Below are 19,927 nucleotides of genomic sequence, written 5' to 3'. Positions count from 1 at the left end.
GATTTTGGAAAAGCTGTAAAAAACAGTAATAATACCGCAAAATGGAATGCAAAATTTGGGCATCCTAAACATTAGAAATGAAGTTTTTCTATTTGCTCACCATGTCAACTTCGATGTTTGTTGCCCAATTGACTAAAAAGGCATCCCATGAAGTGCCAGCAAGTACTCCAGAAACACCGCCTGTATTAGTTTTAGGCTCTGGCGGACTAGCTTTAGCGTTGATTGCTGCGATTGTTTATGGCAGGGTTTTGATGACTCAGCTAGAGAAAAAACTCAAATTTGAACAATTCCGAGCGCGGGAGCTAGAGAAAAAGTTTAAGTTAGCGCTGGAAACAATTCGCAAAATGGAAACTAATCCCGATTTGGTTAACTCTCGGGACTTTAACTTGGATTACCTACGTATGCGGATGTCCGAGGAGGTATTTCATTTTGCGATCGTTAATCAAATGAAAATCAAAGTCAAAGATAAAATTTCTCAAGCTCTGCGTCCAAATCAATCCCAACAGGGACAAGTAGGGATTGCCAGCAATACTGGAAGGCAGGTAGATGAAATTTTTGATGTAGAGTACGAAACTGGCAGTGGAGCAAACATTGCCAAGCGGGTACTGTTTCGCATTCAAATTCGGTTAATGAAGTTACCAACACAAGCGACTTCTGCCACTATTAGCCAAATTATTGACTGTATCGAAACTTACCTCAGTCCCACAGAAGATGAAGATACTTGGCAACCGACAATTCAAGGGCGCGTTGCCCACATGCATTGGGATCAAAAAGCCAAGCCTACTCCTCTTTTAGTACTGGAGCAGTCAAACGAAGGTGTGAATGTGACATTCCGTACTAGTCGCCAACCTAATTCCCCAAAAAACTTCGAGCAGTCTGTATTCAAACAATCAGGTTCTGCTAAATAATTATTAGGGTTTTAGGGTGCAGTTCTATCGTTTTTATGAATTATGATTCTTAACAGCAGAATCGTAACTGCTAACCATAGCTTGAGAATCACGCGTTAAAAGACCATCTTCCATTTCGACAATGCGATCGGCTATATCCAAAATCCGGTTGTCATGGGTTACCAACAAAATAGACGTTCCTTGGTTTTTGGCTAGACTCTGCATTATTTCTACAACATCACGTCCAGATTGTTTGTCTAAAGCCGCTGTAGGTTCGTCTGCTAGTACTAATGGGGGATGATTCACCAACGCCCGAGCGATCGCAATCCTTTGTTTTTGACCTCCAGAAAGATTATCTGGATAGTAATTAATTCTTTGCTCTAAGCCAACTGCCCCAAGCATGGCTTCTGATTTCGCAATTGCTTCACTTTGTGCAATCTCGTCATTTAACTCTACCGCCATTTGCACATTTTGTCTGGCTGTTAAAAAACCCAACAAATTATGAGCTTGAAAAATATAGCCAATTTTGCGCCGGACTTGCACTAATTGGTTCTGGCTAGCACCAAATAATTCTCTATCTAAAAATTTTAAACTACCTTCTTGTACAGACCGCAAACCACCAATCAAGCTCAGTAATGTTGTTTTACCTGACCCCGATGGCCCGGTCATGATCACAATTTCTCCGGGATAAATTTCTAAGTTAATGTCAAATAAAATCTGTCTTTTTAGTGCGCCTCTACCATAGTAGTGATTGAGATTTTTAATAGCAATTACAGGTTGTTTTTTCATCATAAGTTAAATAGCAAGAAGTTAGCAATTCTGGGACGAACCTTAGTGCCAAAAAGAAGTTATCAATTATTAATTATAAAATATGAATATTGATAAGTATTGAGCATTTATAATCATTTTACTATTTAAAAATAATAATTACTAATTATTTAGTATTAACTAGAATATATCTGCCGGATCTGCTGAGCGTAATTTGCGCACAGCTATTGCACCAGAAATAAAGCACATTACCATAGTTAAAAGCAGCACTAATACTGCTCTATCAAGACTCATAAATACTGGTAATAATGTTGCATCTCTAGCAGTCTTATACATAAATAAAGCAAAAGTAAATCCAGGCATATACCCGATTACTGCTAATATTAATGCCTCTTGTAAGATTACTTTTAATAAATAATTTTGTGTATATCCTATGGCTTTCAAAGTAGCATACTCCGCTAAATGATCGGCTACTTCTGTATAAAGTATTTGATAAACAATTACAGTTCCTACAATGAAACCCATAATTGTACCTAAAGTAAAAATAAATCCAATAGCGGTACTACTAGCCCAGTAATTGCGTTCAAAGTCGATGAATTCTTGCTTAGTTAAAACATTGATTTCTTTAGGTAAATAATTTCTTAAGTCTTGAGTGACAGTAGTAGCGTTTGCTCCTGGCTTTAATTTAATAACTCCAATATCAATTAAACCTCGCTGACGATTGTTGAATATTCGTAAGAAGTTGACATCACTAGTAATTAGGTTACCGTCAGCCCCAAATGATGCACCTAAAGTAAATAGTCCTCCTACTTTTATTCGCCGCCGCCGTACTTCTGCTGTTACAGTTTTACCTTGGTCAAAATTAGCGGCAATTGGTCCATACTCTACCCTAGAAGAACGGTCATATAACACTACATCAGGCAGTTTCAATCGCTCTAAATTTTCTTGAACTCCAGGTAAGTTAAATAAGTTGACTTCAGGATTAAATCCAAATACTAGAATGCTACGAGGACGGCCTGTTTCAGGATTTTTCCAGCTTGTATAGTCCAGATATATTCCATGTACTGATTGTACTGTTGGTAAATCTAAAGCTTTATATAATCGCCGTTGGGAAAAACTTTTCATTGATAGGACAGCATTAGATTGACTATTAATTAAAATAATGTCGCCCTGCAAGCTACTATGGAAACGAACGTTACTAAAATACAAAGCATCTCGGAAACCTAATTGCATAAACATCAAAATATCGGCAAAGCCAATCCCTGCCAGAGCCACGGCCAAGCGAGTTCTTTCCCTTGTTAGTTGTAGCCATGATAAAGGTATTTTTTTGTTGAGCTTATGGGGTTGAAGAATCCCAGCAATTAATTCATTTATCATTACTAATACCAATTTTACATTTGAGATTTTGGATTATAGAGTACAAGTTTTAATCAAAATAATTTTCTAGCAATCTCAAACAAGATCACATAAAAATTAGTAAGAAAGTTTGATATTAAAAGCTGTTTATATGAGCTTGAAATTACTAAAATTTTACACGTTGATTTTGTGTAAAGTTAGTAACTCATTAGCTTGCTAAAACAAGGCTAGTTATTTAAAATTTTGAATTGCTTAGTTATTAATTTCAACTACAACCTTTGCGTAGGTTAAGCCTGCAACTTTTGAGCTATCTTCTGGAGTCAGAGCAATTTTCACTTCTACAACTCTGGCATCTACATCTGCGGCTGGATCTGTATTCAGCACATCTTTTTTGCCAATTTTTCTACCAATCTCAGTAACTGTTCCCCTTAATTCGCTAGTAAAGGCTCCATTGTCACTACTAACAGTGGCATTTTGACCGAGACGCACTCTACCAATACTATCTTCAGCTACTTCAGCGATGACGAACATTTGATCGGTTTGCCCAATTTCAGCAATTCCCATTTGATTAATGGCTTCTCCTGACTTGGTGTGAATTTTTAAAATTTCACCATTAATTGGGGCTAGAACATAGCTCAGTTTGAGTTCTGCTTCCGCTTTTCTCACCATTGCGATCGCATTACTTACTTGCGCTTGTGCCATTTGCACGTCAGTGGGGCGGACTTCTAGAAGTCTGTTGAGTTTGGCTCTTTCTTCGTCGATTTGCCTTTGCAAAGTTGCTACAGTTTTATCGCGGTTAACTTTGGCTTCAATCAGCTGCTGTTGTAAGGTAGATAAGGTTTTGACTTGATTAGCTCTAGCTTCAGCAATTTGCTGTCTAATAGTTGCAATAGTCTGCTTGAGAGTAGCTTGGCTTTCTACAACCTGCTGATTACTAGTAATTGCGCTTAAGCGCCTTCTATCTCGCTCCTGTTGAGAAATTGCACCTTCTCTATACAACATGTCATAGCGTTGAGCATCGACTTGGGTATTACGCTGTTCAGCTTGTATTCTTGTCAGTGTGGCTCTTAAAGTATCTTTTTGCCCTCCCAGTTCCGCTTCTAGGCGATTAACCATTGCTTGTTGAGCGAGTTTTTCGCCACTTAACTGGGCTGCGATCCGCGCGATCGTTGCTTGCTGTGCATCCCTTTCTCCGCGTAACTGGGCTTGTAAGCGAGCAATTACAGATGTTTGGGCTTGAATATCTCTTGGTGAGCCAGCTCTTACTTGTGCTAAATTGGCTCGAGATTCTTGCAGTTTTGCTTTTGCTTCTTCCAGTCCAGCTGTTTGAGTGTCGTGGTTATCCAAAATCGCAACTACTTGACCTTGTTTGACCTTGTCGCCCTCTCTAATTAAGAGTTGTTGAACTCGCGACGCCGCTTGCATCCCCGCCATTGGCGCAGATAACTTAAGTACTTCTCCACGTGGTTCTAAATGCCCCACAGCAGTGATACTGTTGCTCATTGGCCTAATGGGAACGGACGAAGCTAACTTTTTCAACTGTTCGACTTTGGCTGTACCTAGGACGCCGACAGCGATTACTATTGGTAGGGCTACAGCAATGCTCCACCAAACTTTAGGTTGATCAACTGGCTGCTCCCTTAACTGTGGCTTCTCAGTCACCCTTGACATGATATATTGCCCATTTATCTGAATTGTGCTGATTGAAAAAAGCGACTTATGCGCAGTTTGACTAATGTGAAAATGCAGAATTTAGTAGGCAGAAAGAAAGTTTATATAATCATTTTTAGAGTTTTCAACTGTATAGTAATTTTTGCCTTGTTGCACTAATCAAACAGGTTTTTTAGTGAACAGCCAGCTTCTCATACAGTCATTAGTGAACTGAATTAAGTATGAGAGGATGACAATTGCGTAGACGCTTTGGCGGCAGATGTCTTTGACATAGCCTGTGATGGTGAAAGCGTATTGTACCTGCAAAAATTTCTAGTTTTTAGCAGTTTTACTCCACCAGATAGATGCTTTAATTAACTGAAGTGATGCCGTGGAGCTTAGTAAAGGTAACATTATCGACATCAAGCTTATGAAGGTGAAATCTCGTAAAAATGTTGCCTTAGCACTTGCAAACTTTTTGCTGGTGATGATGCTGACAAAAAGAACTTTGTTGATTGAATGAATATTTCTAGCTGCACCTAAGTATGGGTAGTCTGAAAGAGTTGATTACCTTGAAATCAACAAGGGCAAATATCGAAAACCAAAATCTTGCCACTTGTCTAAAAGATAAATAAGTTTTTTGAGGTTCAAGGTTACATCTACTCAGAGATAAGTTCACAGCTTGATTGGCAGGGGCTATATTTAGTTACAAAAGTAAAAGAGAATATGAAAATCAGCTGTTTGCATTGGTGAACCCAATTTAGTTACGAAAGTGAGTTGACCTTCAGTCGGTCATTGATCAACTAAAAAATATCTATCAAATAGAGAAGTCCTAACATCTCTTTTTCCTTAACTTTCTGGTTAACTTATAAGCAGAGTTTTTGACTTATATCCATATCCACAAGACAACCAAGTGTCTTTAGATATCCACTCCAAAGACTTAGTCTCTCTGCTAGTTTTGACTCACTCCATCAAACTTTGGTTAAATGAATTCTACATTCATCAGTTTCTGGAAAACGTAACAGAACCTACAGATGAGGATATGCAAAGGAAAGGGAGATAAATACAGAAGTCTCAGCGCCGACTTGCGGCGCTGAGAACTTTGGAGGGACTAGGGAGAATTGTTGAAGAAGTCTCTGTTTGTCTTTGCTATCTTCCCCATCTAAAAAAACTTTCTCTGTATATAACTAGTGATTAATCTGGAAGATCAAACAAAACTGTGGTCATATAATTTTCTGCCCAAACAGGGCCGAAAGCTTTTTCGAGTACGCGACGGGTTTTGTCATTTTGCTGCTGTTGGGTGCAATAGTTGCGTTGTCCAGCCAAAATTTGCTGCATTTGTTCAGCTGAAACGGGACTAGAGGCGATCGCTTGCTGACAATGAACTGTTAAAAATTCCTGTACCCGTGATAGAAACAGCGTTTCTTCTTCTGGAGAACTGGGGCGAATAAAGATACAAAAATCAGAAAAGATATGTCCCCATTCTGGTAATTCCCGGGGTTGGGAGAAGTTTACCCCTTTTAAAGCTGACAGCGCCGAAGTATAAGATTCTGGTAAGGTGCGATCTAAACTCACAGGTGAAAGGTCTGCGATCGCCGCGCTAATTTGTCCCCTACCGCCCACTAAATCGCAACCAAACATCGGTAGGTTATATTCTGGGCAAGGAAACATGACGCAATGCAAAATATCTAGCATATTTCCTACCTTAGCCAGTTCTAAGTGCATTTTGCGGAACTGGGGTGTCTGATAGCAGCGGTTTTCAATGGTCAGTTTTTCACCCTCAAGTCTGCCTTCCACATACCCCAATTCCGCAGGTAAATTGTAAGGCGACAAATCCAAATACTGATGCCAAGCTGTCTCAATACAATCAGCCAGCTGACGAATTAGAGGATGTTGTTGCTCACGCAGTGAGGGAGTAGAAGTAAATGACATATTGTAGCTGGGGAATATGGTCTAGTTGCCAGTCTACAACTAGCCGCGCCCTAGCTGTTCTAGGTTGCAACATAAGCAAACACTTACACCCATCCAACGTAAAGTTATAAAACGGTTACTTTTCAATAGTATTATTTATTTTGTATCCTTAGTTACAGAATATATTTGAGATTAGTCCATTAGCTATGAAACTAGATTCTGAAAGACCAGATTTTGCAGTGCAACTCAGAAGGCGGAATCTGGATATTACCAGCAAGTATTACGCCCAAGAGCCATCACAGAAGTTTGTCGCTTCTAGTTGGGTGAAACTGCTGCAACTTCCTAATCCTTTTAGTTTTGAGGAAGCACTGTTATTGTGCCAGGTTGCGGAAGACGAGTGGCTGGCCTGGATTCCCGATCATGGAGAAGCAGTACTGCATACTAGGCAGTTTAGTTATTAGCCATTGACTTTTGACTAAGGCCAGAAATCAACGACGTTGTATCCTAGTTCTGCTAGCATTTGGCGCAGCAAAGGTAAACTTAGACCAATGACGTTGCTGTGACAACCTGCAATTTTTTCTACAAATAAACTACCAAAACCTTCAAGCGCAAAAGCACCAGCACATTTGAGAGGTTCACCTGTAGCCACATAAGCTTGAATGTCGCGATCGCTCATTTGGGCAAAGTAAACCCTAGTCACCTGACACTTCACCACACTGCGGTTTTGCGCTAGGTCAATCAAGGTATGGCCTGTGTAAAGGTCGCCAAATTTACCTTGCATAATCTGCCAACGGGCGATCGCTTCTTGAGCGTTGGCAGGTTTACCGTGAATCTCACCATTAACAGCCAAAACCGAATCGCAACCCATAATCAAAGCTGATTCAAACTGCGGAACTACAGTTTCCGCTTTGCGCTGCGAAAGAGTTTGCACCAATTGACTAGGATCGTTTAATTGGATTTGCGATTCATCAAAATCGCTAGGGCAAACTATTGGTTCAATGCCAACAGTTTGTAGTAAGCGGTGTCGCGCTGGTGAAGCAGAAGCAAGTACAAACGGTGGAATAACCATATCAAAGTAGAAAAAGAAGGGGAAAAGAGGAATTAAAAATTAACTATTAATCTTTACCCATTCCCCATTATCAATTAATAAACTAAAAATGAATTTACAACCTCTTCCATAGCAGGTTTAACTTTCTGCCAACGTCTTTCTGGAATTGAGGCATTAAAAGTAAAAAGTTTACCACGGCTAACAGCAACGCTAGCGATATTGTGTCGCTGTTGCTGATTGGGCAGTTTAACCGCATACTCTAGGATGTAGTATGTCTTCCCATCAGATTCCCGTTCAAAAGCATTGACTAATTCAGCTGAACGACCTGAGTCAGGGGGAGCGAGAGCAGCTTTACCCAGCTTATATCCTACTTCTGTTGGTGTCCCCAGTTGTGCCAAAGTTTCACCTTCTGGAACGGGACTAATTACTACTGAGACATTTTCACTGATTTCAATCAAATCATGAAACACTACATCAGGACCGTTGGCAACTTTAACTTGCAACCAGCCGTTAGGATATGAGAACTCATAGCCATTAGTAGTGTTTACAAAGCTTTTGAGTCCCGCCGCAGCTGCTACATCAGGGTTACTTAGGCTAAAGCTCAATACCAATAGCAACATGAATGCAATTCGTTTCCACATTTTTATAAATTCCTTTGGACTGGAAGCAAAATAAGGCAGGCACAATTTCTCATTGTCCCATCAACAGGGACGCTATTAAACCAGAATTCAGAATTCAGAATGCAATCAGTGGGGGATTTAAACCCGCCACTGATTGAAGACCACCAAATCTATGATTTGGTGGGAGACTTAAACCCATTTATTCATTCGCCAGTCGCACAGAATACAAGCAAGAGAATTCTGACTCCTGACGGATGTATTCTTTATTGTTAAATAACTAAAGTTAATCAACGAATTTATGTTGATCAGTAATGAATTGCGCTGGTTTTATCCTGGCAAGCTCCCGGACAACATTCAAGTTTGGTTTTGTGCAAATTGTCTGATTGACCCATTAAAATCACCAGAAGAACGGGAAGATATTTATCTCTACTCGCCAGGATGTGATTATCTGGGAATCAAACTGCGACAGGGAAGGCTAGAAGTTAAATGGCGTCAAGCAGAACTAGATGTAATGGATTTTGGGGAATTAGCCACTGGTAAAGCAGAAAAGTGGGGTAAATGGCTGTGTGACGATTCCAAAGGTGAAAGTTTTCAGCCTGCAATAGTTTTAGGTAATCCCTCGTGGATAACTGTGCAGAAAGTTCGCTATTCGCAGCTTTTTCAAGTTTTCGCTGATTTTTCCGTACAAGCCGTTGCAACTAACGAACCTATCGATAACGGTTGTAGTGTAGAAATCACTAATTTGGCGGTTCAAGAAAATGCTTGGTGGAGTCTGGCTTTTGAAGCGTTTGGCGAAGATAGCCGTCGGCAGGAAAATCTTAAAGCTACAGCCAATTGGGTATTCCATACTTATCGCAATTCCACATTAGCGATCGCAGATTCTTTTGGTTACCCCCATTGGCTAGGGCTGATTTGTCGGTGATTGATTACAGAAAAAAATTACCCAACAGTGTACTACTGTATCTCACCATACTTAGCCAAGATTGAACATGATAGCTGATTGATCTAGATAGTTTAACTTTTACTTAAATTATCTATAAACAAAGTAAGTAAAATATTAGACCAGCTTTGTCTACAGAGAAATTTAGGAGAATACAGATGCCATTAAAAAATTATGGGGTTCTAAAATGCCAAGCGGTGGATCGCAAGCTTGGTGAAGGATCATCTCCCCATTATCAAGTTCTGGTAACTGACGACAAGAAGAATAAATATCGCATTGCCATCAATGTCAAATCAAAGGAAAGCCCTTCAGAATTACTATACTTAATTGACGAAAACTTCTCTCACCCCATCACTAAGGAACTACAAGAGTTAAATTTTGGCTTTAATGAGTTGCCGCGTAAACCTGGCGGAGTCGCTTTAGACTACATTCGAGGGAATCTATTCGATCCAAAGCAGATGAAGCCATTGCCTTACAACGTTCCCGGACCAGACAACGACCTCAACGAGTTGCTGGAATTATACATTGGGCGGGCGATCGCTTCACCAGAAGCAGTACTTTTGGGGTCCAGAAGCAGATGTGAAGGACAAGTATTTTGGTTTTCTTCCTGGGAACGGTATTCATGACATCCACTTTAACCAGGGTAATGCCGGTCAATTCCAAAAAGATAATGGTGTTTGGCAAGATGGGGGACTGCTAATTCACTATCCTGCACGGAATCAGTGGGTGGGCATATTTTTAGCCTTCCAGTCCCAATCGTTCCATACCGATGACACTACTGGTAACAGAATAGATGAAATTACGCCAATTGCGGCAACAGCAGCAATCCGCATTATTGCGGCTTTGGTGAATCCGGCTGGTGATGATGTTGCTAAAGAGACGGTGATTTTAATTAATACCTCACCAGATAAAGTTGATTTAAGTGGTTGGACAATTGCCGATCGCCTCAAGCGCAAGCAGCCCCTCAAAGGCACTATTAATCCAGGCGAAGTTATCAAAGTCTCTTTAGGTAAAGATGGCATCCAACTAGATAATAATGGCGGCATTATTACCCTACTTGATAACAAAGGAATCAAGATTGATGGTGTTTCCTATACTAGGGAAGATTCCCGTAAGCAAGGTTGGACAATAGTGTTTTGATATTGATCATTGGTTATTAGTCATTGGCCATTAGTTTTCGACAAAGGACAAATGACTAATGATTAATGACTAATGACGAAGAACTATTCAATTTGTAAAACTACTAATGTCATATCATCGGTGTTTTGTTTCTCATCACCGATGAATTGCTGCACTTGGTCAAACAGGTATTCTACAATTTCTTCTGGTCCATCACAATATCTACAAGCAGCACTAAAGCAAGCAACAAAGTTTTCTTCGTCGAAGCGATCGCCACCCGCTGCTGCTGCATCAGTTAAGCCATCTGTATAGTAAATAACTGTATCCCCAGGTTCTAATTGTGCCTGGGCATCTTCATATTGACTATTAGCATCTAAACCAATCAGCATTCCCAAGGTATCTAACCTGGTTACAGTTTTTGTTGCTGCGTGCCACCACAAAGGAGGGTTATGTGCAGCGTTACTGTAAGATAAAATTCGCGTTAGAGGATTATATTCTGAGTAAAATAACGTCACAAAGCGGTGAGAATTTTCTAAATCCGCATACATGACTCGATTTAAGTTTTGCAGAATCTTTGAGGGAGAATTACCATGCAATACTTCTCCCCGTAACATTCCCCGCATCATCGTCATAATCAGCCCGGCGGGGACACCTTTACCCATGACATCCCCAATTACTAAACCCAAAGTCCCACTTTCCAAACCAGTTTTAGGGTTTAGCTGAATCCGATTTTGATTGGTGGGAATAAAGTCGTAGTAGTCTCCACCAACACGATTAGCAGGTTTACAGCGTGCAGCCAATACCGCACCCGGAATGATCGGACATTGACGTGGTAGGAGTCGCCGTTGAATTTCTGCACCAATTTCTAGTTCTTGATCTAGGCGTTCTTTCTTCCTTAGTTCGACTGCTAGTTCATCGTTTTCAATCGCTACTGCGGTTTGATCTGCTACTAACCGGACTAACTTTTGTCTAGTTTCTGTCCAGCTATATTCTGGATCGCGGCTTAAAACATATAGCCATCCCCGTTCTGTATGTTTTACCAAAATAGCCGTGCCAAAGATTTGCACATCTGGCCCCAAATAACGATGCATTTGATCGTCCAAAATCCCCGTTGCGGTTGCTAGAGGGGCAGTATTTGGCACAAGGGTGATTTGACTAGTAGCTGTTTCTAGGGCTTTACGAATATTCCGACGCTGACCACTATCTTGCCAGTGTAGTTGTTCTAATCTGACTTGACCGTTAGGTTTGTACAGAAATAGGGCGCTACCGTCCCCATCTGTGACTCTGGTTGCCATCAGCGGAATCAGCTCCAAAAATTGATTCAAATTATTGAAGCTTCTGAGGGCAAATCCTAAAGAACTTAACAAATCCTGAATTTTGTTCTGTTCCCGGTGCAGCCTTGACACGAGTTCTTTCAGCGCTACGACTGGAGTTACATCAGTTGCAGCACTACCATTACTGTCAGTGGGTTGAGAAGGCAGTTGAGACACAATCACAGGTACTATTGCATTTTAAGAGAGGCAAACTTGAGATTACTGATAAATCCTTTGGATATGGGATTGCTAAACCATATTGGGACAAGATTTGTCATTTTAGCAAGAGTAGAAAGACGTAGGCAGTGAATTATATAAGTATTGCATTTGGTTATTATATTTCTTACTAAAGTTAGCAATTTTAACTACTATATTCTTCTTTAGAAAGTCAGGGACGAAATTAGCCATTTTCGGCAGACACTAGCAAAATTGTGATTCTCTGATCGCTGATTTACTTAGTTATATGTCTTTCGACAGAAAAATGCTTTGGGCGGAAAATAATATATTACGTTGCCAGCATCATTATTGGGGGTGAGGGGTCAAAGCTCCTAGGGGTTTGAGGTCTCTTTGAAGCTTGAGAGCAAAGAAAATGCCATTCAGCTTCAAGGCTAAAAAGATGTCAAGGCAATGCAGCTATTTGACGGCAGAAAAGTTTATCAACGAGCGATGCCTACGGCGGGCTAAGCCTACGCATATCATGGAGAATACACCTGCCTCAGATTTTGACAATTAGAGTTTATGGAGAATTTTGTAGTTTAACAAACATATTTTACATCTTTAAACTTTGTACAGAGAATATTTATAGATTTCATAAACAGTAGAGACTGATAATACACTTAAGAGTTTCTACAGATTATTAGCAACAATTTATTGATTGCTACTGGTTCTCATGCATACCGTTCTTGGCAGTTACCCTGTAACTAATCCAGTGGTAATTTGCCAGACACTCTACAGAGAATAAAGTTGCTTAGAACTACCTAACCTTAAAAACAGCGTTACACCAGAGTCTACAGAGTTTTCTATGCTGCAACTATACTGTAATCCTAGATTTAGGAACCCCCTCATTAGAGTAGTAGAGTAGAATTCTAGCAAAGGTAGTGCAAATTTTATAACAAACTAATGATTTTAGGACTTACGCTTTTTTCAGTAATTCACTACTAGTAAATTTAAGCGATCACACCAGAGCCGTAAGTCCCAAATTTATTAGTTTCCAAAGAAAAATCTTATCTGCAAAATTTTAAATCAGCCACTTAAGAGTGCTTCAACAAACTCGTAACTAGAAAAGGGACGTAGGTCTTCAATTCCTTCACCAGCGCCGATAAAGCGAATTGGTAAACCTAGCTGCTGCACGACAGCAAGAGCAACACCGCCTTTAGCAGTGCCATCGAGCTTAGTTAATACCACGCCACTGAGTTGGGCCGCTTGCGAGAAGACTTCAGCTTGGCGCAATCCATTTTGACCTAAAGTGGAGTCTAGAACCAAGAGTGACTCTATTTTGGCATTAGGGGCTTTTTTGTCAATAATCCGACGAATTTTCGTGAGTTCGTCCATTAAGTTTTTCTTGTTTTGCAATCGCCCTGCGGTATCAACTAGCAGTAATTCAGTTTCTCTAGCTTGAGCAGCAGCGATCGCATCAAACACCACTGCGGCTGGATCTGTATTTTTACCAGGATTGGAAATTACTTCTACACCACTTCTAGTACCCCAAACCTTCACCTGTTCTACAGCGGCGGCACGGAAAGTATCTGCTGCACCAATCAAGCATTTATAACCCGATCTTTGTGCGAGGTGGGCGATTTTACCGATAGTAGTAGTCTTACCTGCACCATTAACACCGGTGATCAACCAAATATTGAGCGTTTCCTTTTCAGGGGCAAAAGTCGGTTTGTAGTTTTTCTGTACTGGATTATCCAGCATATCCCGCAGAATTTTTTTGAGGTAAGCGATCGCTTCTTCTGGAGGGGTAACTTCTTCCCGTAATTTTTTCTGTAGAGAATTGATAATTAAATCTGTTGCCTCCACACCCACATCAGCTTGGAGAAGCAAAGCTTCAATCTCCCCTACCGCAGCTTGATTGAGCGGTCCTTGACCGACAATTGCCTTGAGCTGATTCAGTATATTCCGACGAGTTTTGTCTAACCCTTGCCGTAACTTTTTCAGCCAGGTAATTTCTTCAATAGAAATATCCTCTGGACGCCTACCTTGGGCTGCTAAGATTTCTGTTGACCAGACAAATCCTTCATCAAAAGCCAGTCCAGTAATTTCTTCTGTTGTCTCCGGTGTGGCGCTAGTTGCGGTGGTAGCTACTGGCTGTACTATCTCAGCTGGTACTTCAATAGCATTGGCTATCAGCCTTTCCTGCTTTGCTTGCCGTTCCGCCGCCGCCCGTTCTAAGAAAGATAAATTTGCTGGTACTGTTGGCTGTGATAGCTCTGGGTTAGTAACAGATTCAGTGGCTGCTGTTTCTACCACATTCGGTGTTAATTCTGGGCTGGCGACATCTGGTGTTTCGGCAATTTCTGTTATGGAAGAAGTAGCTGTACTTTCTTCTTCTGTACTAGATAATTCCTCAGAAATTTCTGAAGCAACAGTTACATCGATTTCTAAGCTTGGTAGATTTTCTGTAACTTCAGCAGATTCTTCTGTAGTTGTTTGGCTAACAGTTGCATCTAATTCTGGCGATGCTGCTGATTGTGCAGTTTCAATTTCAACTTCTGCTGGCTCCTGTTCAACTGCTTGGGATTGCTGTTTTTGTTGGATATTTTTATAAGCGGCCTTTGCAAAAGCTAATAAATCTGCCGTTGTCTCTGGTGTAGTTTCTGCTGTTGGCGTTGAATTTTCGGCTGGTTCTGGTTGGGGTTCTGGTACAGGAGTTTCTTGTTGCTGTTGTTGGGCGGGAATCTCAGAGGAATCGTTATATTGACGGCGGAACCAATTAAAAACCATTGCAGCTAGTGATATTAGTTGTGATGTAAGTATGAGTTATGAGTTATGAGTTTAATTTAACTCCTGTCTGTTTTTTGGTGTGAAAACCGCCAGGATTTCCTCACTCCTCACTTCTCACTCTTAACTCAAAACTTAGCACTCATGAAGGTCGCTTTCGTTTCTATAAAACGCTATGCTGTCTTTTTTTGCTCTGTGACTCGGCGTAGAACGCCATTAATAAACCGATGACCTTCATCGCCACTGTAGCGTTTGGCTAGTTCTACAGCTTCATTGATGGCTACACTATCTGGCAAGTCTAAAAATAGCATTTCTGCTACAGCAATTCGCAGAATATCCCGATCGATTTGGGCGAGGCGAGCAACTTGCCAATCTACTAGAGCAGCGGTAATTTGTTCATCAACAATAGTTCGTTGTTCGCTAACTATCTTGACAATTTGAATAGCATATTTGCTGACTGTCTTGTCTTGATTTGCCAGCTGAATTAGTTCAGGGAACTCTACTGCTGCACCTAATTTATTGATTGCTGTTTGTGTGTATGAGATCGCTTCTTGCAGCATTGTTCTAGCAGTATTGATGTCGGAAGCACGAGTTTGACTGCTTAAGATGCGATCGTGACTGCGTTGTAGTTCACCAGCTGCATTATCCAAGGTATCCTGGACTTCGGATCTGAGGGTACGTACAGCTGCTAGTACTAATTTGGGCAGATGTTCTTCTGTCAGTTTCTTAGGATTGACTGGCAACTGGCTGAGGCTTAACAGCGCTAGTTCACGAGCAAGTTGCTGGGGTTTACGGTCTTGCATAAAAGTAAAGTTGGAATGAATTAAAGACTGATAAAAGTAGAAAGAATGAAGTTAGAAGTCAGTAGATTTTCGCATGGTCAGACAACTATATTATCTATTTGCTTGTAACTTTGTCCGAGAGATTTGAATTTTCTACCAGCGGAATGATTTCTGACTTTGTTTCTAGGTTTGGTACTTCCTTTTGAGAGACTGTTAGGGTTGCTAGGGGTGTATTGGGGGCGACAATGCCACCAGAGACTACTATCTTAAAAGCGTCTTCTATCGACAATGACAGGTTCACCACCTCATCTTCAGGAACTATTGCATACCATCCTGTAGTGGGATTCGGTGTCGTTGGTATAAAAACGCTCAACATAGGACGAGACATCTGGGCTTGAATTTCATTGCTGATGATGCCTGTGACAAAGGCGATCGCCCATACTCCTCGCCTGGGATACTCTAGCAAAATTACGCGACGAAATTTGCCAGGAGAATCTTTGAGGAGTGTTTCTAAAAGCTGTTTCAGGGTTTTGTATACCTGTCCAGCTAAAGGAATCGCCTGCAATACCTGCTCGCCAAAATTTAATAACCACCGCCCCACAATATTCCGAGCCATCAAACCAATCAATAGAATGCTCAGCAGTGGTACAGCTAATCCGACTCCTAAATTCAGTATATTTACTAGTATAGGATGCAGTCCCTCAAAGGGATTCAGTTGTTTGGGAATTTGGGTCAGAAAGTTGATTACCCAACTAGCAATGGTAATAGTTAGCCAGATCGTAGTTGCTAGTGGAATTACTACCAACAACCCAGCGATCAGGTCATTTTTTAAGTCCTGTTTTAGGCGATTAATTACCAAGTCCCTATTCTCCTTTTTTAGGCTAGTGGAGCTTTTATTATCAGTATTCATACCAACATCTTCGTTAACTCAAGGAGACACTAGTTAAAGCACAAGTTACTGCAAGCACCTGTCTCTACTAGCAGCTTAGCCACAGTTACAAAAATACCTTTTCGTTGCGAAAATCCGGTGCTTTTCTGGATTATTAGGTAAGACCACTTCTTGATAAACTTGCGCCTAATTAGCCTAACGACCCCAGCAATGCGGAAGACCGCTCTGCATCTAGGTTCGTGAGCCAGAGGCTAAAGCCTCTGAGTAAATAAAACGCAACCTCATATAGATCTGGTATAACTACCTATTAAAATCAAGGCTGGTTTGTCTCAGATGATGTTACTTTTCTTTGTAAGACTTGTAAATAATTGTTGCAAGTCACCTGGTTATTACTAATCTTACCGCGCGTAATCAAAAGCGGCTCATAGTTCTAAAACTATTGTCAGACAGTATAAAGAACGGTTTTCCTTTTAATATCACTCAGCCAAGCAAGAGAAATTTTGCTAATAAATTTATATAAAAATATTAATTTCACATAACCGCGAAGAACATCCTTGAGCTTGGAAATCTCAACATATAGATGCAAGATGTCTGACAAAATTTTTTAGGTAAATCTTAGTAAGTAAAACTACTCACAGCTAGTAAATTGGCATAGTCTTTAAACCGAAGATGAACTCAGGCGACATCAGCCTGTGTATTTTTTTCTCGAAGAGATGTTTGTGTATCTAAGTTGGTTACGGGTATGTGCTTCATTTCCCAAACTTTGAGCAAAATTAAATATTCATAGAATGCCTGTAATGTACACCAAGCCATTCCGGCTCGTCCATCTAAAAAGCCACCCAATAAAAAATACATATATAAGAAGCGTACAATCGGTCTGGCAGGTAAACGCAAAGATAAGTCTTTCAAAGCGCGGCGTCTTTCCACCTCTGATTTACCAAAGAATAAATCTCGCCAGTTAACACTACCTTGTTGAATTTGATGCAATGTTTCTGCGGCTTCATCTGTCGAGTAGCGGTTGTGCTTTTCAATCCAACGGCTCAAGCCTTTGCTACAAGTGTAATGAGGGTAAGTTTCTTTTAAAAAGCTGGTTGCACCGTTACAAACTTCTCGCTCCGTATGACCATAGTCTGTAAACCAAACTTTACCATGACGAAAAAGGCGCATCTGGTAACGCGGATATTGGGTACTGTAGCGAATCCAACGATTCATGAACATAACACGTTCAGCAACGTAGTAGCCGATGTAGTCTAGATGCTGAATTGCTTGTTCGCATTCTGCAAACAGTTCTGGTGTCATGCGCTCATCAGCTTCTAGAATATAAACCCATTCATGCTTTGGCGGAATGGACTCTAGCATCCAAGTACGTTGGCGTCCGTGACTTTCAAAAGGGTGTTGAACGATGCGGATAGGATAACGATTGGCAATTTCTACAGTGCGATCGCTGCTGCATGAATCTACAACAATAATGTCATCCGATAGCATCGCTGACTCTATGCAAGCAGCAATATCTAATTCTTCGTTATATGTCAGTATATAAATTGAGAACATTATAAACTCTGAGTAAAAATATTTTGATTTTCTCAAGCTACGTATCGGTTAATTCCTGGTAGCTTGATTTAACCAATCTAAAATCACGCCACTTGCTACAACGCAGTGCCCTCTACAATGCACTCCAAAATTCTCAAGTTGCAGTATAAACTGTGATTCCAGTCCCCGTCTTGGCAGTTCTCGTAACGATGGGGACTGGTGCTAGCGCAGGGTATCCGTAGAATTCACCCGGAGGGTCAAAAGAAAATTTGATCTGTCTTACTGCCATTGAAAAATTTTCTAACGTGGTGCGGGAGTTTTGCGGCGTCCACCACCTTGTAAAGCACCCATACCTTTTAATCCTGTCCAGCCGATGATTATGTAACCAATTGATAACAGTAAACTGCTAATACCAGTTCGCAGCCCAGATTTCCAAGCGTTGTCTTTAGCTTGTTTTTCAGCATCGTCCCTACGCTGGCGGACTTGGCTTAATTGTTGATTCCGTAGCGCCTGAATATCTGTTTGTTGTTCAATGGCTTTGTCAAGCGCTTTCGGATCTGCTTTAGCTTTCTTGAGTACATCTTTTACAGTTGGAGGAATTTGAGGGCTTTCAAGCGCTTGCTTATATTTCTGCTCGTCTTTAAGTATCTCAGTCAACTGGGCTTTGGTCTGGTTTCGCAGCTGATCTAATTGAGCTTTTCCTTGTTCAGTATTCAGTTGTGCTTGTAATTGGGAGAAGCGACTGTTTAGTTGATTTTCTGCCTGATCTGCTTCTTGGGTAATCTGATTAACTGCTTGATTCTTAGCTTGATTTACATTATTAAGATGCAGTGGAAAAATTAGCAAAAACAACAACCCTAAAATACTTGATAGTACCAAGACTGGAAATCTCAAATCTAGGCTAGGGGCGCGTAGACGCGAAGCGTCTTGTCCTGAGACATCGGTATCGCTAGCATTCTCAATTCCATAGGCAGCAAACAGCATCCCTAAACCTACCAAAGGGACAATTCCCCGATCCACAAGACTTGTTGCCAGATTGATTTGCCATGCTCGATCAGTTGGTTGGAAGGGTAACAACAGCAGCAAAAAGTCTAACAAAAAGGACAAAATTAAGACTATGCCCACTACCTTTAATGTGAGGGCAGCATTCACAGAAGCAAAACGGTTTACCATAGTTGTTCGGTATTTTGATAAGTCAGAGTGATTGCCCTATATAAAGTTACTTGAATATTGTTCCCATAACCCTACTTGTTATATGGCAACAAAAGGCAGATGCTACAAAATTACAGAATGACGGCGCTCGATTGCTCATTCCGTCCGGGGATGAAACGATAACCGTCTACTGTTGTCAAGTGCCAGCAGCCAGAAGTATTCTGCCTTTTGGAATGAATCTACACCACGGTAGCATCTGTAATCCTAAGTGTCCTCAGAAGTTATTTAGTATTATAAAACACTAGCAGATGAAAGAAAGTTATATGCAACCTCTCCATAATCCAACCCTGGTATTACTCATTTCGCCATTTGCCAACTTCGCTGTTCACAGTTTGTTCCCAGATTGGCAAATCCTCTGGATAGTCAACATCACTCAATAAAGGCAAGTAAATATGTGATAGATCAAATTTTTGAGCTATGTCTACAGTTTGTTGTAATACCTGAGGAGTTCCCCAGCCGATATTAGCGAATAATTCCAGCATCAAGTGACGCAAACCAATCAAGTAATAGCCACCATCGAGTGCTGGACCTAAGACAATATCACAAGTGCGTAGTTGCTCAAAAGCGCTGGCTAAAAGCTGAGAATTAACCCCTGGACAATCTGTGCCGATAATTATTACTTGTTCCATACCAGATTGAAAGGCATCCTCAAGCGATCGCATCATTCGCTCACCTAAATCCCCTTCCCCTTGGGACTTGTAAACCAAAGCCAACCCCAGCCAATCTTGCATTAGTTGTAAATTTCCACCTACAAACCGCACTTCAAAAGATATGGTAGTTGCTTTTTGCAATTCTTTAGCCTGAAATATTGTATATTCGGTCATCTGCTTTTGAAGATTAGCAGCACCAATATCACCTAAAGCAGGTATCAGTCGGGTTTTCGTCTTCCCTGGTTCTGGATAGCGAGTAAAAATAATTAGGTGCTGTTTGAGGCTGTTTAGTGATTTCAGCACACAATA

16 protein-coding genes and 1 pseudogene are annotated in these 19,927 nt (G+C 40.8%); 4 read left to right on the top strand and 13 right to left on the bottom strand.

What is annotated here, in order from left to right; genetic code table 11:
* Nucleotides 1–101 precede the first annotated feature (101 nt).
* The gene (locus tag BV372_RS01400; RefSeq protein ID WP_086682476.1) at nt 102–908 is read left to right on the top strand and encodes a hypothetical protein; all 807 of its coding nucleotides are present in this window, start codon (nt 102–104) and stop codon (nt 906–908) included.
* A 33-nt stretch (nt 909–941) separates the two neighbouring features.
* Here BV372_RS01400 and BV372_RS01395 read toward each other — a convergent pair whose 3' ends face one another.
* The 4 genes from BV372_RS01395 to BV372_RS01380 all read right to left on the bottom strand — a co-directional run bounded on the left by BV372_RS01395 (nt 942) and on the right by BV372_RS01380 (nt 6,593).
* A complete protein-coding gene (locus BV372_RS01395; protein WP_086682084.1) occupies nt 942–1,676 on the bottom strand; it encodes a DevA family ABC transporter ATP-binding protein in 735 nt (244 codons plus the stop codon).
* A 159-nt stretch (nt 1,677–1,835) separates the two neighbouring features.
* The gene (gene devC / locus BV372_RS01390) at nt 1,836–3,032 is read right to left on the bottom strand and encodes an ABC transporter permease DevC (RefSeq protein WP_086682081.1); all 1,197 of its coding nucleotides are present in this window, start codon (nt 3,030–3,032) and stop codon (nt 1,836–1,838) included.
* A gap of 231 nt (nt 3,033–3,263) precedes the next feature.
* Nucleotides 3,264–4,682 carry an HlyD family efflux transporter periplasmic adaptor subunit gene (locus tag BV372_RS01385; protein ID WP_086682078.1) on the bottom strand — a complete coding sequence of 473 codons (1,419 nt, stop codon included), beginning with the start codon at nt 4,680–4,682 and terminating at the stop codon, nt 3,264–3,266.
* A 1,173-nt stretch (nt 4,683–5,855) separates the two neighbouring features.
* Nucleotides 5,856–6,593, bottom strand: a complete 738-nt coding sequence (locus BV372_RS01380; RefSeq protein WP_086682075.1) for a phycocyanobilin:ferredoxin oxidoreductase — start codon at nt 6,591–6,593, stop codon at nt 5,856–5,858.
* A gap of 185 nt (nt 6,594–6,778) precedes the next feature.
* Here BV372_RS01380 and BV372_RS01375 point away from each other — a divergent pair, with 185 nt between their 5' ends.
* Nucleotides 6,779–7,033: a hypothetical protein gene (locus BV372_RS01375; protein ID WP_086682072.1), complete on the top strand. Its 255-nt coding sequence runs from the start codon at nt 6,779–6,781 to the stop codon at nt 7,031–7,033.
* 14 nt (nt 7,034–7,047) lie between these two features.
* Here the strand turns inward: BV372_RS01375 and BV372_RS01370 are convergent, their stop codons facing one another.
* Nucleotides 7,048–7,641, bottom strand: coding sequence for a nucleoside triphosphate pyrophosphatase (locus tag BV372_RS01370; RefSeq protein WP_086682069.1), 594 nt, complete (start codon nt 7,639–7,641; stop codon nt 7,048–7,050).
* Between the two features lie 74 nt (nt 7,642–7,715).
* Nucleotides 7,716–8,261: a photosystem II reaction center PsbP gene (gene psbP, locus BV372_RS01365; RefSeq protein ID WP_086682066.1), complete on the bottom strand. Its 546-nt coding sequence runs from the start codon at nt 8,259–8,261 to the stop codon at nt 7,716–7,718.
* A 277-nt stretch (nt 8,262–8,538) separates the two neighbouring features.
* Between psbP and BV372_RS01360 the strand changes: the two genes are divergently transcribed.
* Both BV372_RS01360 and BV372_RS01355 read left to right on the top strand, forming a co-directional pair.
* Nucleotides 8,539–9,162: a hypothetical protein gene (locus tag BV372_RS01360; RefSeq protein ID WP_086682063.1), complete on the top strand. Its 624-nt coding sequence runs from the start codon at nt 8,539–8,541 to the stop codon at nt 9,160–9,162.
* Nucleotides 9,163–9,338: 176 nt separating this feature from the next.
* Nucleotides 9,339–10,320: pseudogene (locus BV372_RS01355) on the top strand (DUF2278 family protein).
* 83 nt (nt 10,321–10,403) lie between these two features.
* Here BV372_RS01355 and BV372_RS01350 read toward each other — a convergent pair.
* The 7 genes from BV372_RS01350 to BV372_RS01320 form a co-directional block, all read right to left on the bottom strand.
* Nucleotides 10,404–11,789, bottom strand: a complete 1,386-nt coding sequence (locus BV372_RS01350; RefSeq protein WP_179197943.1) for a PP2C family protein-serine/threonine phosphatase — start codon at nt 11,787–11,789, stop codon at nt 10,404–10,406.
* A 1,065-nt stretch (nt 11,790–12,854) separates the two neighbouring features.
* Entirely contained in the window at nt 12,855–14,558 is a 1,704-nt protein-coding gene (gene ftsY / locus BV372_RS01345) for a signal recognition particle-docking protein FtsY (RefSeq protein WP_086682058.1), read from the bottom strand.
* 170 nt (nt 14,559–14,728) lie between these two features.
* A complete protein-coding gene (gene nusB, locus BV372_RS01340) occupies nt 14,729–15,358 on the bottom strand; it encodes a transcription antitermination factor NusB (RefSeq protein WP_086682055.1) in 630 nt (209 codons plus the stop codon).
* 94 nt (nt 15,359–15,452) lie between these two features.
* Nucleotides 15,453–16,247, bottom strand: coding sequence for a DUF502 domain-containing protein (locus BV372_RS01335; protein ID WP_086682052.1), 795 nt, complete (start codon nt 16,245–16,247; stop codon nt 15,453–15,455).
* A 654-nt stretch (nt 16,248–16,901) separates the two neighbouring features.
* A complete protein-coding gene (locus tag BV372_RS01330; RefSeq protein ID WP_086682049.1) occupies nt 16,902–17,777 on the bottom strand; it encodes a glycosyltransferase family 2 protein in 876 nt (291 codons plus the stop codon).
* A gap of 279 nt (nt 17,778–18,056) precedes the next feature.
* Nucleotides 18,057–18,929: an HpsJ family protein gene (locus BV372_RS01325; protein ID WP_086682046.1), complete on the bottom strand. Its 873-nt coding sequence runs from the start codon at nt 18,927–18,929 to the stop codon at nt 18,057–18,059.
* A 332-nt stretch (nt 18,930–19,261) separates the two neighbouring features.
* Nucleotides 19,262–19,921 (bottom strand): TIGR04282 family arsenosugar biosynthesis glycosyltransferase, encoded by a 660-nt coding sequence (locus BV372_RS01320; RefSeq protein ID WP_086682044.1) that lies wholly within the window; start codon nt 19,919–19,921, stop codon nt 19,262–19,264.
* Nucleotides 19,922–19,927: the final 6 nt, after the last annotated feature.

The sequence above is a fragment of the Nostoc sp. T09 genome (assembly GCF_002154695.1).
Taxonomy (GTDB): domain Bacteria; phylum Cyanobacteriota; class Cyanobacteriia; order Cyanobacteriales; family Nostocaceae; genus Aulosira.
Note: the sequence above shows the minus strand (reverse complement) of the source record. Positions and strands in the feature narration are given on the sequence as shown.

What these genes read in the sequence shown, in the direction of transcription:
- BV372_RS01330 (WP_086682049.1), bottom strand. Translation starts at nt 17,777, where the DNA reads ATGTTCTCAATTTATATACTGACATATAACGAAGAATTAGATATTGCT.
- BV372_RS01380 (WP_086682075.1), bottom strand. Translation starts at nt 6,593, where the DNA reads ATGTCATTTACTTCTACTCCCTCACTGCGTGAGCAACAACATCCTCTA.
- BV372_RS01335 (WP_086682052.1), bottom strand. Translation starts at nt 16,247, where the DNA reads ATGAATACTGATAATAAAAGCTCCACTAGCCTAAAAAAGGAGAATAGG.
- BV372_RS01385 (WP_086682078.1), bottom strand. Translation starts at nt 4,682, where the DNA reads ATGTCAAGGGTGACTGAGAAGCCACAGTTAAGGGAGCAGCCAGTTGAT.
- BV372_RS01395 (WP_086682084.1), bottom strand. Translation starts at nt 1,676, where the DNA reads ATGAAAAAACAACCTGTAATTGCTATTAAAAATCTCAATCACTACTAT.
- BV372_RS01370 (WP_086682069.1), bottom strand. Translation starts at nt 7,641, where the DNA reads ATGGTTATTCCACCGTTTGTACTTGCTTCTGCTTCACCAGCGCGACAC.
- BV372_RS01325 (WP_086682046.1), bottom strand. Translation starts at nt 18,929, where the DNA reads ATGGTAAACCGTTTTGCTTCTGTGAATGCTGCCCTCACATTAAAGGTA.
- BV372_RS01360 (WP_086682063.1), top strand. Translation starts at nt 8,539, where the DNA reads ATGTTGATCAGTAATGAATTGCGCTGGTTTTATCCTGGCAAGCTCCCG.
- BV372_RS01375 (WP_086682072.1), top strand. Translation starts at nt 6,779, where the DNA reads ATGAAACTAGATTCTGAAAGACCAGATTTTGCAGTGCAACTCAGAAGG.
- psbP (WP_086682066.1), bottom strand. Translation starts at nt 8,261, where the DNA reads ATGTGGAAACGAATTGCATTCATGTTGCTATTGGTATTGAGCTTTAGC.
- BV372_RS01400 (WP_086682476.1), top strand. Translation starts at nt 102, where the DNA reads ATGTCAACTTCGATGTTTGTTGCCCAATTGACTAAAAAGGCATCCCAT.
- devC (WP_086682081.1), bottom strand. Translation starts at nt 3,032, where the DNA reads ATGATAAATGAATTAATTGCTGGGATTCTTCAACCCCATAAGCTCAAC.
- ftsY (WP_086682058.1), bottom strand. Translation starts at nt 14,558, where the DNA reads ATGGTTTTTAATTGGTTCCGCCGTCAATATAACGATTCCTCTGAGATT.
- nusB (WP_086682055.1), bottom strand. Translation starts at nt 15,358, where the DNA reads ATGCAAGACCGTAAACCCCAGCAACTTGCTCGTGAACTAGCGCTGTTA.